Below are 13,923 nucleotides of genomic sequence, written 5' to 3'. Positions count from 1 at the left end.
GTGAGAGACTGGTCTAGACAACCCGTAAGAACCTGAAGGGCATCACCATGGCAGAGCGCCGCGTCAACGTCGGGTGGGCCGAGGGCCTGCACGCTCGTCCCGCCTCGATCTTCGTCCGTGCGACGACCGCTTCCGGCGTCCCGGTGACCATCGCCAAGGCCGACGGGAACCCCGTCAACGCCGCGTCCATGCTCGCGGTGCTGGGCCTGGGCGCGCAGGGCGGAGAGGAGATCGTCCTCGCGTCCGACGCCGAGGGCGCCGAAGTGGCGCTGGACCGCCTCGCGAAGCTGGTCGCCGAGGGCCTCGAAGAGCTCCCCGAGACCGTCTGACCCTTCGGGTTCGCCCGGGCACGACACGAGACGAGCCGCGGCCGCCGGTATTCCGGCGGCCGCGGCTTCGTCGTATTCGGCAATTCACATCGTCCGCGTAGGACGACAGTCAAAGCGCCATGAATTCAGCCGACGCCTCCGAAACTAATACGCCTCTTTTGTTAATACGGACCGCTCGCCGTGTTTACGGCATGTTGCGAAGTCCTCACCCGCAGCCGGTGCACCCGCGCCGCGCGGTCCGCGTGGACGGCCGTCAGCGCCCGCGCCCGCTCGGCGTCCCCGCGCGCGACCGCGTCCACGATCGCCCCGTGCTCGGCCCAGGACTCCACGGGCCGCGCCGGCGCCTCCACCACGTACATCCAGGCGACCTTGTGCCGCATCTGCGTGAGCAGCGTGATCAGCCCCGGACTGCCCGAGGCCTGGGCGAGGGTCTCGTGGAACCAGCCGCCCAGCGACCGCAGATCCTCCCCCTGCCCCTGCCTGGCCCGCTCCTGGCCCAGCCTGACCAGCCCGCGCAGCACCTTGAGGTGTGCTTCGGTGCGCCGCCGGGCGGCCCGGGCCGCGGCCAGGGGCTCCAGCAGCATCCGCAGTTCCAGGAGATCGACCGCCTCCTGTTCGGTGGGCTCGGCGACGCAGGCGCCCGCATGCCGGCGGGAGGTGACGAACCCCTCGGACTCCAAGGTCCGCAGCGCCTCGCGGACCGGGACGCGGGAGACCCCGTACCGGCGGGCCAGCAGTTCCTCGGTCAGCCTGCCGCCCGGCGCGAAGACCCCGGAGACGATGTCGTCACGGATCGCCGTGCATACCGCGTGCGCAGGAATACGCAAGACCGGACCTCCGCCTATTTCCGACTGCCGACGTCATTTTGCCGCGACCGTGTTGCGATCGTGTTGCGATCGTATCGGGACTCTATTGCAACACGCGATATTTTCCGAGTGCGGGCGGAAATCGGGGATATTTACAGCCACAACGCGAAGGCCCCGGCTCGGGGAGCCGGGGCCTTCGGTCGAGTGCTGCGGGTCAGACGTCGACGCCGTGGCTGCGCAGGTACGCGACCGGGTCGATGTCCGAGCCGTACTGGGCGCCGGTGCGGGCCTCGAAGTGCAGGTGCGGGCCGCTGGAGTTGCCGGTCGAGCCCGACAAGCCGATCTGCTGGCCCGGGGTGACCTGCTCGCCGACGGAAACGTTCAGCGAGGTCATGTGGCCGTACTGCGTGTAGGTGCCGTCGTTGTGCTTGATGACGACGTTGTTGCCGTACGCGCCGCCCCAGCCGGCTTCGACGACGGTTCCGGCGCCCACCGCGTGCACCGAGGTGCCGGAGGCCGCGTGGAAGTCGATGCCGGTGTGGCTGCCGGAGGACCACATGCCGCCACCCGCGTGCCACTGGGTGCTGATGTAGGACCCGTCGACGGGGGCGACGAAGGTGTTGAGGCGCTTGCGCTCCTCCTCGCGGGCGGCGCGCTCGGCGGCCTCGCGCTCGGCCTTCGCCTTGTCCTCGGCCTTCTGCTTGGCCTCGGCGGCACGGGCCTTCGCGTCGGCCTCGGCCTTCGCCTTGGCGGCGGCGGCATCGGCGGCGTTCTGCTGCGCCTCGGCCTGGGCCTCGATCTCGCCCGCGAGGTCCTCGGCGGTGACCACGGCGTTCAGACCGGTGTCCTCCATGGAGGGGGCCTTGTCGGACGCGGCGAACGCCGGTCCGGCGAGGGAGCCGACGACACCGGTGGTGGCGAGGGCGGCGATGCCGGCGTAGCCGGCGGTCTTGCGGCTCAGACGGCTGGAACCACGGTGCTTACCGGCGGCACGACTGCCAAACGCCATGAAGGGGTTGATCCTTTCCTTCCTTCTCGCCTACCGGGTTAGCTGACGGGTTCGGAGCAGGAAGGTCTCCTACGGGCCCCCTCTGACGAGGCGGTCCGATTCACCCCAGGGACACATGTGGGTCCCCGGCTCCCCAGGCTCGCGCCTGACGGGGACTCGGCGATCGCTGCCCGGTGCCGCGGATGCGGCGCGTACAACTGACGGACAGCACGGCCGACGCTAGGCGGATCATCAGTCAATCGCCAAACAGACGCGCCTTTTTGTTGCGTACGCCACACCCCATACAAGCAACCTCTCCACTAAACAGACAAAAGGGGCCCCGGTGGACAAGCCACCGGAGCCCCTTGAGATGTCCGTCAGTTGGTGACGACGGTGACCTCACCGATCCCCAGCGCCCGCACCGGCGCCTCGATCTGCGAAGCGTCACCCACCAGGACGGTGACCAGGCGGTCCATCGGGAAGGCGGCCAGAACGGCCGAAGTCGCCTCCACCGTGCCCGTTTGGGCCAGCTGTGCGTACAACCGCGCCTGGTAGTCGTCCGGAAGCTCCTGCTCGACCTGGTCGGCGAGCGTGCCGGCGACGGCCGCGGCCGTCTCGAACTTCAGCGGGGCCACGCCCACCAAGTTCTGCACCGCCACGTCCCGTTCGGCGTCGGTCAAGCCGCCCTCCGCGAGGGTGCGGAGCACCTTCCAGAGGTCTTCGAGCGCCGGGCCGGTGTTGGGGGTGTCCACCGAGCCGCTGATGGCGAGCATCGAGGCGCCCTTGCCGTCCGCGGTGGACCGCAGCACCTGGCCGAAGGCGCGCACTCCGTACGTGTAGCCCTTCTCCTCGCGCAGCACCTTGTCCAGGCGCGAGGTGAGCGTGCCGCCCAGGCAGTACGTGCCGAGCACCTGCGCCGCCCAGACCCGCTCGTGCCGGTCCGGCCCGATCCGGCCGATGAGCAGCTGCGTCTGGACCGCGCCGGGCCGGTCCACGATGACCACGCGGCCCGTGTCGTCCGCGGTCACCGGCGGCACCGGGAGCGCCTCGGCGGAGTTGCCGGTCCAGGTTCCCAGGGTGTCCCCCAGGACGGCGTCCAGGTCGATGCCGGTCAGGTCGCCGACGACGACCGCGGTGGCCGTGGCGGGGCGTACGTGGGCCTCGTAGAAGGCGCGTACGGCCGCGGAGTCGATCCGGGCGACCGTCTCCTCGGTGCCCTGGCGCGGCCGGGACATCCGCAGGGTCGACGGGAAGAGCTGCCGGGAGAGCTCCTTGGCGGCGCGGCGCTGCGGGTTCGCCAGCTCGTGCGGGATCTCGTCGAGCCGGTTGCGCACCAGCCGGTCGACCTCGGCGTCGGCGAAGGCCGGGGCGCGCAGCGCCTCCGCGAGCAGGCCCAGTGCCTTGTGCAGGCGGGAGGCCGGGACCTCCAGCGAGACCCGCAGGCCCGGGTGGTCGGCGTGCGCGTCGAGGGTGGCGCCGCAGCGCTCCAGCTCGGCCGCGAACTCCTCGGCCGAGTGCTTGTCGGTGCCCTCGGACAGCGCGCGGGCCATGATGGTCGCCACGCCGTCCAGGCCCTGGGGCTCGGCGTCCAGCGGGGCGGCGAGGTTGACCTCGACGGCGACGACCTGCTGGCCGGGCCGGTGGCAGCGCAGCACGGTCAGGCCGTTGGGCAGCGCGCCCCGCTCGGGGGCCGGGAAGGCCCACGGCCTGGCCTGGCCCGCCTGCGGCTGCGGGTGGAAGGTCATCGTGACGGCTGCGGTGTCGCTCACTGCTCCGCCCCTTCGTTCTCGTCGTTCTCGTCGGCCGCGTCGGCGTCGGCCCCTGCCGGGAGCGGCTCGTACACCAGCACCGCCCGGTTGTCGGGGCGCAGTCGCGCCGCGGCCACGGCCTGCACCTCCTCGGCGGTGATGTCGAGGACGCGCCCGACCGCGGTCAGGGCCAGCTGCGGATCGCCGAACAGCACCGCGAAGCGGCACAGTTCGTCGGCGCGGCCGGCCACCGTGCTCAGCCGGTCCAGCCACTCGCGCTCCAGCTGCGCCTGCGCGCGCTCCATCTCCTCGGCCGTCGGGCCCTCGGCGGCGAACCGCGCGAGCTCCTCGTCGACGGCGGCCTCGATGGCGGGCACCTCGACCCCGCTGGAGGTCTTCACGTCCAGCCAGCCCAGCGAGGGCGCACCGGCGAGCCGCAGCATGCCGAAGCCGGCCGCGACGGCGCTCTGGTCACGGCGTACCAGGCGGTTGTGCAGCCGGGAGGACTCGCCGCCGCCCAGGACGGTCAGCGCCACGTCGGCGGCGTCGCACTCACGGGTGCCGTCGTGCGGGAGCCGGTAGGCGGCCATCAGCGCGCGGGCCGGGACCTCCTCGACGATCTCCTCGCGCAGCTGCTCGCCCATGATCTCGGGCAGCGCGCCGTCGCGCGGCGGCTGCTTGCCGTCGTGCCCGGGGATGGAGCCGAAGTACTTCTCGACCCAGGCGAGCGTCTGCTCGGGGTCGATGTCGCCGACGACCGACAGCACCGCGTTGTTGGGCGCGTAGTACGTACGGAAGAAGGCGCGGGCGTCCTCCAGGGAGGCCGCGTCCAGGTCGGCCATGGAGCCGATCGGGGTGTGGTGGTACGGGTGGCCCTCGGGGTACGCCAGGGCGGTCAGCTTCTCGAACGCCGTGCCGTACGGGACGTTGTCGTACCGCTGGCGGCGCTCGTTCTTGACGACGTCGCGCTGGTTCTCCATGGACTCGTCGTCCAGGGCGGTGAGCAGCGAGCCCATCCGGTCCGCTTCCAGCCACAGCGCGAGCTCCAGCTGGTGGGCCGGCATGGTCTCGAAGTAGTTGGTGCGCTCGAAGCTCGTGGTGCCGTTGAGCGAACCGCCGGCACCCTGGACCAGCTCGAAGTGCCCGTTGCCGGGTACGCTCGCCGAGCCCTGGAACATCAGGTGCTCGAAGAGGTGAGCCAGACCGGTCCGCCCCTTGACTTCGTGGCGCGAGCCGACGTCGTACCAGAGGCAGACCGCGGCGACCGGGGTCAGGTGATCCTCGGAGAGCACCACGCGCAGGCCGTTGGCCAGCCGGTGCTCGGTCGCTGTCAGGCCGCCGGAGCCGGCCTGGGCTGTGGCCGTGTGACCCATGGGCATGTGGTCCCTTCGATCGCGATGTAGAGATTTCCGTCAGACCTGCCACTGTATGCAAGCGCGTCGGTGACCGGAGAAGTTCCCGACTCGCACTCCCCCGCGACTCCGTCCGGGGGTGACCGCCAGGGTCGGAGTCGGCCTTGTCGGTGCCTCGGGCCACAATGGTCCGCGACAACCCCGTCAATCCCGCTCAGCACACCCGCCAGACCCCCAGCACACCTTCTTTCTTGGTTAAGGAGCCGCGCAGCGATGGCCCGCCGCAGCACGAAGACCCCGCCGCCGGAGGATTTCGAGGAGAAGATCCTCGACATCGACGTCGTCGACGAAATGCAGGGCTCCTTCCTCGAGTACGCGTACTCGGTGATCTACTCCCGCGCCCTGCCCGACGCCCGGGACGGCATGAAGCCGGTACACCGGCGCATCGTCTACCAGATGAACGAGATGGGCCTGCGCCCCGACCGCGGCTACGTGAAGTGCGCGCGCGTCGTCGGCGAGGTCATGGGCAAGCTGCACCCGCACGGTGACGCGTCGATCTACGACGCCCTGGTGCGCATGGCCCAGCCCTTCTCGATGCGGCTGCCGCTGGTCGACGGCCACGGCAACTTCGGTTCGCTCGGCAACGACGACCCTCCGGCCGCGATGCGTTACACCGAGTGCAAGATGGCGGACGCCACGTCGCTGATGACGGAGTCGATCGACGAGGACACCGTCGACTTCACCGCCAACTACGACGGCCAGGAGCGGGAACCGGTCGCGCTGCCCGCGGCGTACCCGAACCTGCTGGTCAACGGCTCCTCCGGGATCGCGGTCGGCATGGCCACCAACATGCCCCCGCACAACCTGGGCGAGGTCATCGCGGCGGCCCGCCACCTGATCCGCTACCCGCAGGCGGACCTGGAGGCGCTGATGCGCTTCGTGCCGGGTCCGGACCTGCCCACGGGCGGCCGGATCGTGGGCCTCTCGGGCATCAAGGACGCCTACGAGAAGGGCCGCGGCACGTTCAAGATCCGGGCCACGGTGGCCGTGGAGAACGTCACGGCGCGCCGCAAGGGCCTGATCGTCACCGAACTGCCCTTCACGGTCGGCCCCGAGAAGGTCATCGCGAAGATCAAGGACCTGGTCGGCTCCAAGAAGCTCCAGGGCATCGCGGACGTCAAGGACCTCACGGACCGCTCGCACGGGCTGCGCCTGGTCATCGAGATCAAGAACGGCTTCCACCCCGAGGCCGTGCTGGAGCAGCTGTACAAGCTGACGCCGATGGAAGAGTCCTTCGGCATCAACAACGTCGCCCTCGTCGACGGCCAGCCGCTGACGCTGGGCCTCAAGGAGCTGCTGGAGGTCTACCTCGACCACCGCTTCGAGGTCGTGCGGCGGCGCAGCGAGTTCCGCCGCACCAAGCGTCGCGACCGGCTGCACCTGGTCGAGGGTCTGCTGGTGGCCCTGGTCGACATCGACGAGGTCATCCGCATCATCCGGGACAGCGACAACTCGGCGCAGGCGAAGGAGCGGCTCATCGAGCGCTTCTCGCTGAGCGAGATCCAGACCCAGTACATCCTGGACACCCCGCTGCGCCGGCTCACCCGCTTCGACCGGATCGAGCTGGAGTCCGAGCGCGACCGCCTCACCGGCGAGATCGACGAGCTGACCGGCATCCTGGAGTCCGACACGGAGCTGCGCAAGCTGGTCTCCACGGAACTGGCCGCGGTCGCGAAGAAGTTCGGCACCGAGCGCCGTACGGTCCTGCTGGAGTCGGCGGGCACGACGGTCGCCGCGGTGCCGCTGGAGGTCGCGGACGACCCGTGCCGGGTCCTGCTGTCCTCGACGGGTCTACTGGCGCGCACCGCCAACGGCGACCCGCTGCCGGAGGAGGAGGGCGGCGCCCGCGCGAAGCACGACCTGGTCGTCTCGCAGGTCGCCGCGTCCGCCCGGGCGGACGTCGGCGTGGTCACCTCGTACGGGCGGCTGCTGCGGCTCTCGGTGATCGACCTGCCGCAGCTGCCGGACACCCACGCCGCGCCGAACCTGGCGGGCGGCGCCCCGGTGTCGGAGTTCCTCTCCGGGCTGGAGGCGGACGAGACGGTGATCTGCCTGACCTCGCTGGACGAGTCCTCGCAGGGCCTGGCCCTGGGCACCGAACAGGGCGTGGTCAAGCGGGTCGTGCCGGACTACCCGGCGAACAAGGACGAGCTGGAGGTCATCACCCTCAAGGAGGGCGACCGGATCGTCGGCGCGGTCGAACTGCGCACGGGCGAGGAGGACCTGGTCTTCCTCACCGACGACGCCCAGCTGCTGCGCTACCCGGCGGCCCAGGTGCGCCCGCAGGGCCGCCCGGCGGGCGGCATGGCGGGCATCAAGCTCTCCGACAACGCCAAGGTGATCCACTTCTCGGCCGTGGACCCGGCGCGGGACGCCCTGGTGTTCACGGTGGCGGGCTCTCACGGGACGCTGGACGACTCGATGCAGTCCGGCAAGCTCACCCCGTTCGACCAGTACCCGCGCAAGGGCCGGGCCACCGGCGGCGTCCGCTGCCAGCGGTTCCTGAAGGGCGAGGACCTGCTGCTGCTGGCCTGGGCCGGCAACGCACCGGTCCGCGCGGCCGCGGCGAACGGCACCCCGGCCGAACTACCGGCCGTGGACCCGCGCCGCGACGGCTCGGGGGCCGCGCTGCCCGCGGTCGTCGCCGCTCTGGCGGGGGGCGCGCTGTAGGACGTACGGCGGCATTCGGGTAGTGCGACCGGGGGGACGTACCACCCGAATGCCGACTAGTGTTTTCCCTCTGGGTGTTGGTGGGGGGAGTACACAGCTGATGAGTCGTCGGTCGGGCGGATTGATCGGTGACTGGGCCGAGGCCCAGCGCCGGCAGCAGCAGACACAGCTGATCCAGCAGCGGGAGGCCGAGCGCCGGCTGGGGGCGTACGAACGGGACCGGCAGCGGACCCAGGAACGGGACGCCAACCGCAGCCATCGGCAGTACCGCGAGGCCGAGGCCCTGCGGCGGACCGCGCAGATCGACGCGGAGGTCGACGCCCTCAAGGGCCTGTTGGTCTCCGGCTGCCGGGCGCCCGCCTTCCGGATATCCGCCCTGGCCCGACCCGAGCAGCTGGAACCCTTCAACCCCGGGGCCCTGGCACATCCGGTGCCGATGCCGCGCATCGATCAGTTCCAGCAGCAGAGCAGCGGCTGGACCCTCGGCTCCAGCCACCGGGCGCAGGCGGAGCGGGAGGCCCACGCCCGGTACACCGAGGCCTGGCAGGCCGCGAGCGCCGCGGAGGCGCAGCGCCAACAGCAACTCGCCGCGTATCGGCAGCAGTACGACCGGTGGGCCGCCGAGCAGCTCGTCGGGGTACGGGCGCACAACAGCGGGCTCACCGAGCTGGCCACCGCCCTTCGCACGGGCGACGCGGAAGCGGCGGTGGAGTACTTCTCGGCCGCCCTGTACGCCTCGACGGCCTGGCCCGAGGCGCTGCCGAGGCAGGTGGCGGCCGCCTACGATCCGGCGGCGCGCCAGCTGGTGCTGGACTGGGAGCTCCCCGGGTACGCGGTGGTGCCGGAGGCCAGGGCGGTGCAGTACCTGCCGAGCACGGACCAGGACAAGGTGAAGCCCCGCCCGGTGACGGAACGCCGGGCGCTGTACCGGGACCTGCTGGCGCAGTGCATGCTGCTGGTGGTGCGCGAGTTGTACGCGGCGGACGAGTTCGGCGTACTGGACTCGGTCGTGGTCAACGGCTTCGTGGACTGCCACGATCCGGCGACGGGTCAGGAGGCACGGTTCGTGCTCTCCACGCTGCCGGCGGAGCGCAGCGCCTTCGACGGAGTGCGGCTGGAGCAGGTCAGCGCCGTGGACTGTTTGGTCTCGGGGTTGGGCGGGCAGCTGTCGGTGCGCCCCGACCAGCTGACGGCGGTGCGCCCGGGGCGCCGGCCCGACGAGGTCGGAGGAGGTGTCGTCAGCCACGGCGGGCACGCGGGCGATGCGGACGACGACGAGCCGGACCTCTTCGCGATGGACCCGATCGCCTTCGAGAACCTGGTCGCCGAGTTGTTCCGGGCGATGGGCATGGAGGCGGTGACCACGCAGCGGTCGGGCGACGGCGGGGTCGACGTGGAAGCGCTGGACCCGGCGCCGATCCGGGGCGGGCGGATCGTGGTGCAGGTCAAGCGCTACCGGAACACGGTGCCGCCGACGGCCGTGCGTGATCTGTACGGCACGGTCCAGGACAAGGGGGCGAACAAGGGGGTGCTCGTCACCACCGCTTCCTTCGGGCCCGGGTCGTACACCTTTGCCAACGGCAAGCCGCTGGAGTTGGTTCCCGGGGCGGACCTGGTCGGGCTGCTGCACCAGTACGGACTGCGCGGCCGGCTCGGCGGCGGCGCCGCGGCCCCGGCGGTCGCGGCGCCGCGGGCGCCCGAGCCGACTCCCCCGGCGGACTACAACGTGCTCGGCATGTCCTGGTCGGGGTCGGTCGCGCTGGACGTCTGCGCGCTCGTCTGCGAGGGCGGGCGGGTGCTGAGCGAGGAGCACTTCGTGTTCTTCAACAACCCGCGGACCCCGGACGGTTCGGTCCGATCCCGCGCGCACTCGGCACCCGACAAGGCCGCCCTGGAGGTGTCCTTCGACGCCCTGCCCGAACGCGCCGACCGCCTGGTCCTCGTTGCCGCGATCGATCCGGAGGTCGATCCCCGCGCCGACCTCGCCGGGTTCACCGACGCCCACATCCGCCTGCTGTCCGCGGGCGGCGAGGAACTCGGACGGCTGGACGTCTCCGACGGGCGCGCCGGGGAGACCGCTCTGGTCCTCGGCTCCTTCCGGCGCCGGTCCAACGGCGATTGGGACTTCGTGATCGGCGGCCAGGGCTACCGCGGCGGCCTGGAAGACCTGCTGGGCGCGTACGGCGTAGAGGTCGCCTGACCGGCCTCGGTACGGCCTACGCCTCTTCCGGACGGAGGTCCGGGCCGGGTTCGCCGTACGGCTCGGGCGCGTAAGACCCGGACGTGTAAGGCTCGGGCTCGTAAGGCTCGGGCTCGTAAGGCTGCGCCCCGTACGGCTCCGGTTGCGGCTCCGCCCCCTCCTGCGCGGGGCGGTCGACGTAGCGCAGGACGCCCCACATGCTCTCCGGGGCCGCGTCCTGCGGCGCCGGTTCGCGGCAGGCCTCCAGGTCCCGGAGCAGGGCGGGGCCGTCCGTACCGGAGCCGATCAGGACAAGCTGGCTCCGGCGCGGCTCGCCCCGTCCCCAGGGGCCCGGCGCGAAGCGGAGGAACCGGCCGACCGCGTGGACCTCGTAGCGCTCCTCGTGGCCGGGGACGCCGAAGTGGACGAAGCCCTTGATCCGGTACAGCCCGGCCGGGCGGCGGTCCAGGAAGTCGATCAACCGGCGCGGGTTCAGGGCCTGCTCGGACACGAACTCCGTGCTCTCGTACAGCGCGTGCGCGTGCCCGCTGTGGTCCTCGTGCTGATGGTGGTGCTCGTGATCCGTGTCGGCGGAGGTGTCCGCGGCATCGGCTTCCCTGGCCTGCGAGATCAGGTCCTCGAAGGACAGCTGTCCCTGGGTCTCGGTCCACGGCCGCCGGTCGAAGAGCAGCTCCGGGTCGATCCGGCCGTGGTCGGCGGCCACCACCGGCGTGCCGGGGCAGAGCGTGCCCAGCTCGGCCTCGATCCGGGCGAGGGCGGCCGCCTCCACCCGGTCGGTCTTGTTCAGCACCACCAGGTCCGCGACGGCCAGGTGGCGGTCGGTCTCCGGGTGCCTGGCCCGGGTCGCGTCGAACTCCGCGGCGTCCACGACCTGCACCAGCCCGCCGTACCGGACGGCAGGGTTCTCGCCGGCCACCAGCATCCGGATCATCTCCTGGGGCTCGGCCAGCCCGCTCGCCTCGATGACGATCACGTCGATCCGATGGACGGGCGCGGACAGCTTCTCCAGGTACGCGTCCAGCTCGCTGCTGTCGACGGCGCAGCACAGGCAGCCGCCGCCGAGCGAGACCATCGAGTCGCCGACCTGGCCCGCGACGGACATCGCATCGATCTCGATCGAGCCGAAGTCGTTGACGACGACGCCGATCCGGGTGCCTCCCCGGTTGCCGAGGAGGTGGTTGAGCAGCGTCGTCTTGCCGGATCCGAGGAATCCGGAAAGCACGACGACGGGAATCGGCTGGGCGGGCTGACGGCTGTTCACACGACCGATCGTAGTCAGCCGAGCGCCGGAACCGGCTCGGGCGGGTTCGGGCCGACGTACCGGGCCGCCGGACGGATGATCTTCGAATCGGCCGCTTGTTCGAGGATGTTCGCACTCCAGCCGATCACGCGGGCCGCGCAGAAGGTCGGGGTGAACATCTCGCGCGGCAGCCCGCACAGCTCCATGACCACGCCCGCGTAGAACTCCACGTTGGTGTGCAGCTCCCGCCCCGGCTTCAGCTCGGCGAGGATCTCCTCGACGTGCCGCTCCACCTCCACGGCGAAGTCCACGAGCGGGCCGCCGAACTGCAGCGCGATGTCCCGCAGCATCCGCGAGCGCGGGTCCTCGGTCCGGTACACGGGGTGCCCGAAGCCCATGATCCGGTCGCCGGCGAGGACCCGTTCGCGGATCCACGGCTCGATGCGGTCCGAGGTGCCGATGGCGTCCAAGGTGTCCAGGGCTCGGCTGGGCGCGCCGCCGTGCAGCGGGCCGGAGAGCGCGCCGATAGCGCCGGTGAGGCAGGCCGCGACGTCCGCGCCGGTGGAGGCGATCACGCGGGCGGTGAAGGTCGAGGCGTTGAAGCCGTGGTCGACGGTGGAGATCAGGTACTGCTCGACCGCACGCGCCCTGACCGGGTCGGGCTCCTGCCCGGTGAGCATGTACAGGTAGTTGGCGGCGTACGGGAGGTCCGCGCGCGGTTCGACCGGTTCCAGGCCCTGCCCCAGCCGGTGCAGCGCGGCGAGCAGGGTCGGTACGGCGGCGCAGGCGGCCAGCGCGTCGGCGGTCCGCCGCCCGGGGTCGATGTCGTAGACGGGACGGAACCCTGCGGAGGCGCCGAGCAGCGAGAGCGCGGTCCTCAGTCCGGCGAGGGGACCGGAGAGCGCGGTGGCCCGGGCGAGGGCGGGAAGTGCGTCGCGCACCGCGTCGGGCAGCCGGCGCAGCGGGGCGATCTCGGCGGCGAACGCGGCCCGTTCGGCGGCGTCGGCCGGAAGCGCGCCGCGGAACATCAGGTGCCACACGTCCTCGAAGCTGCGGCTCGCGGCGAGCTCGACGGCCGAGTACTGGCGGTAGTGGTAGAAGCCCTCTCGGCCTCGGACGTCACCGAGTTCGGTCTCGGTGACCACGACTCCCGCGAGACCGCGGGGCACATCGACGGAGGTGTTCATGTGCCGACCATCCATGATGGATTGAATCCTTGTCAATGTTGATTCAATCAATATATGTAGGGTGAGCATCATGAATGATCAGGCGGACGGCGCGGACGGCGAGCGCCGGATCAGTACCCGGCAGGCGGCCGAGCTGCTCGGGGTGAAGCCCGCGACCGTGTACGCGTACGTCAGCCGCGGCCAGCTCACCAGCCGCCGCGACCCCGTCGGCCGGGGCAGCAGCTTCGACGCCCGCGAGGTGGCGGAGCTGGCCCGGCGCAACCGGCGCGAGGCGGCCTCGCCCCCGGGCGCGGCGCTCGCCGTACGCACCTCGCTCACGCTCATCGAGCCCGACCGGTACTACTTCCGCGGCGTGGACGCGGTCGAGCTGGCCGCGCGGTACCGCTACGAGGAGGTCGCCGAGTGGCTCTGGACCGGGGCGCTGCCGCGCGGGGTCCGGTTCGCCGCTCCCCCGCAGGCCCTCGCCGCCGCCCGGCGCGCCGTGGCCGCGCTGCCCGAGCACAGCGGGCCCATCGACCGGCTGCGGGTGGCGACGGCGGCGGCCGCGGTGACGGATCCGCTGCGCTTCGACCTGTCGGCGGAGGCCGTACTGGGCTCCGCGCGCTGTCTGATCCCGACGCTGGCGGCCGCCCTGCCCGTACTGGGCCGGACGGAATCCGGGGCCGGAACGCTCGCGGAGCAACTGTGGTGCCGGCTGACCGAACGGCAGCCGGACCCGGCGGCCCTTTCCACCCTCGACCTGGCCCTCACGCTGCTCATCGACCACGATCTGGCCGCCTCGACCCTGGCCGTACGGGTGGCCGCGTCGGCGCGGGCCCATCCGTACGCGGCGGTCTCGGCCGGCCTCGGTGCACTGGAGGGCCCCCTGCACGGCGCGGCCGGACGGCTCGCGCACCGGATGCTGGTGGAGGCGCTGGAGCGGGGCGGGGCCGCGCCGGTGGTCGCCGACCACCTGCGTGCGGGACGGCGGGTTCCGGGGCTCGGGCACCGGCTGTACGAGGGCGAGGACCCGCGGGCCACGGCGCTGTTCGCCCGGCTGGAGGACGTGCCGCAGGCCGGCCCCGCTCTGGCGGCCGCCCGGGAGGTCGTCGCGACGGCGGCGGCACGCCGGGACGGGCTGCACGCCAATGTCGACCTGGCCCTGGCCGTGCTGACGGTGTCCTGCGGGATGCCCGCGGAGGCCGGGGAGACGGTGTTCGCGGTGTCGCGGACGGCGGGCTGGATCGCGCACGCGCTGGAGGAGTACCAGGAGCGGCCGCTGCGGATGCGCCCGAGCGGCCAGTACCAGGGTCCGCGCCCACCCCGACCGCTGCCGTGACGGCGGCGGCGCTCCGGCCGCGGTG

10 protein-coding genes and 1 riboswitch are annotated in these 13,923 nt (G+C 72.0%); of the genes, 4 read left to right on the top strand and 6 right to left on the bottom strand.

The genetic code is table 11. The annotated features are described in order from the left end of the window. Window positions 1-47 precede the first annotated feature (47 nt). Window positions 48-329, top strand: coding sequence for an HPr family phosphocarrier protein (locus tag OG974_RS00490; RefSeq protein WP_327278946.1), 282 nt, complete (start codon window positions 48-50; stop codon window positions 327-329). Window positions 330-490: 161 nt separating this feature from the next. Here OG974_RS00490 and OG974_RS00485 read toward each other — a convergent pair whose 3' ends face one another. The 4 genes from OG974_RS00485 to OG974_RS00470 form a co-directional block, all read right to left on the bottom strand. After that, on the bottom strand, window positions 491-1,156 hold the full coding sequence (locus OG974_RS00485; protein ID WP_327278945.1) for a GntR family transcriptional regulator: 666 nt from the start codon (window positions 1,154-1,156) through the stop codon (window positions 491-493). Between the two features lie 193 nt (window positions 1,157-1,349). After that, on the bottom strand, window positions 1,350-2,144 hold the full coding sequence (locus OG974_RS00480) for a M23 family metallopeptidase (protein WP_327278944.1): 795 nt from the start codon (window positions 2,142-2,144) through the stop codon (window positions 1,350-1,352). 12 nt (window positions 2,145-2,156) lie between these two features. Next, window positions 2,157-2,316: riboswitch (cyclic di-AMP (ydaO/yuaA leader) on the bottom strand. A gap of 184 nt (window positions 2,317-2,500) precedes the next feature. Further along, window positions 2,501-3,868, bottom strand: coding sequence for a pitrilysin family protein (locus OG974_RS00475; RefSeq protein WP_327285816.1), 1,368 nt, complete (start codon window positions 3,866-3,868; stop codon window positions 2,501-2,503). Window positions 3,869-3,888: 20 nt separating this feature from the next. Then, complete coding sequence (locus OG974_RS00470) at window positions 3,889-5,244, bottom strand: pitrilysin family protein (protein WP_327278943.1); 1,356 nt, start codon at window positions 5,242-5,244, stop codon at window positions 3,889-3,891. A gap of 252 nt (window positions 5,245-5,496) precedes the next feature. On the opposite strand from OG974_RS00470, the gene OG974_RS00465 reads away from it, so the two are divergent. Next, entirely contained in the window at window positions 5,497-7,953 is a 2,457-nt protein-coding gene (locus OG974_RS00465; RefSeq protein WP_327278942.1) for a DNA topoisomerase IV subunit A, read from the top strand. 100 nt (window positions 7,954-8,053) lie between these two features. After that, a complete protein-coding gene (locus OG974_RS00460) occupies window positions 8,054-10,153 on the top strand; it encodes a restriction endonuclease (RefSeq protein ID WP_327278941.1) in 2,100 nt (699 codons plus the stop codon). A 16-nt stretch (window positions 10,154-10,169) separates the two neighbouring features. On the opposite strand, the gene OG974_RS00455 is transcribed toward OG974_RS00460, so the two are convergent. Both OG974_RS00455 and OG974_RS00450 read right to left on the bottom strand, forming a co-directional pair. Continuing rightward, a complete protein-coding gene (locus tag OG974_RS00455) occupies window positions 10,170-11,414 on the bottom strand; it encodes a CobW family GTP-binding protein (RefSeq protein WP_328763985.1) in 1,245 nt (414 codons plus the stop codon). Between the two features lie 14 nt (window positions 11,415-11,428). Further along, entirely contained in the window at window positions 11,429-12,595 is a 1,167-nt protein-coding gene (locus OG974_RS00450) for a citrate synthase/methylcitrate synthase (RefSeq protein ID WP_328763982.1), read from the bottom strand. A gap of 55 nt (window positions 12,596-12,650) precedes the next feature. Between OG974_RS00450 and OG974_RS00445 the strand changes: the two genes are divergently transcribed. Then, the gene (locus OG974_RS00445) at window positions 12,651-13,898 is read left to right on the top strand and encodes a citrate synthase (RefSeq protein WP_327278938.1); all 1,248 of its coding nucleotides are present in this window, start codon (window positions 12,651-12,653) and stop codon (window positions 13,896-13,898) included. Window positions 13,899-13,923: the final 25 nt, after the last annotated feature.

The organism is Streptomyces sp. NBC_00597 (assembly GCF_041431095.1).
Classification (GTDB): domain Bacteria; phylum Actinomycetota; class Actinomycetes; order Streptomycetales; family Streptomycetaceae; genus Streptomyces.
Note: the sequence above shows the minus strand (reverse complement) of the source record. Positions and strands in the feature narration are given on the sequence as shown.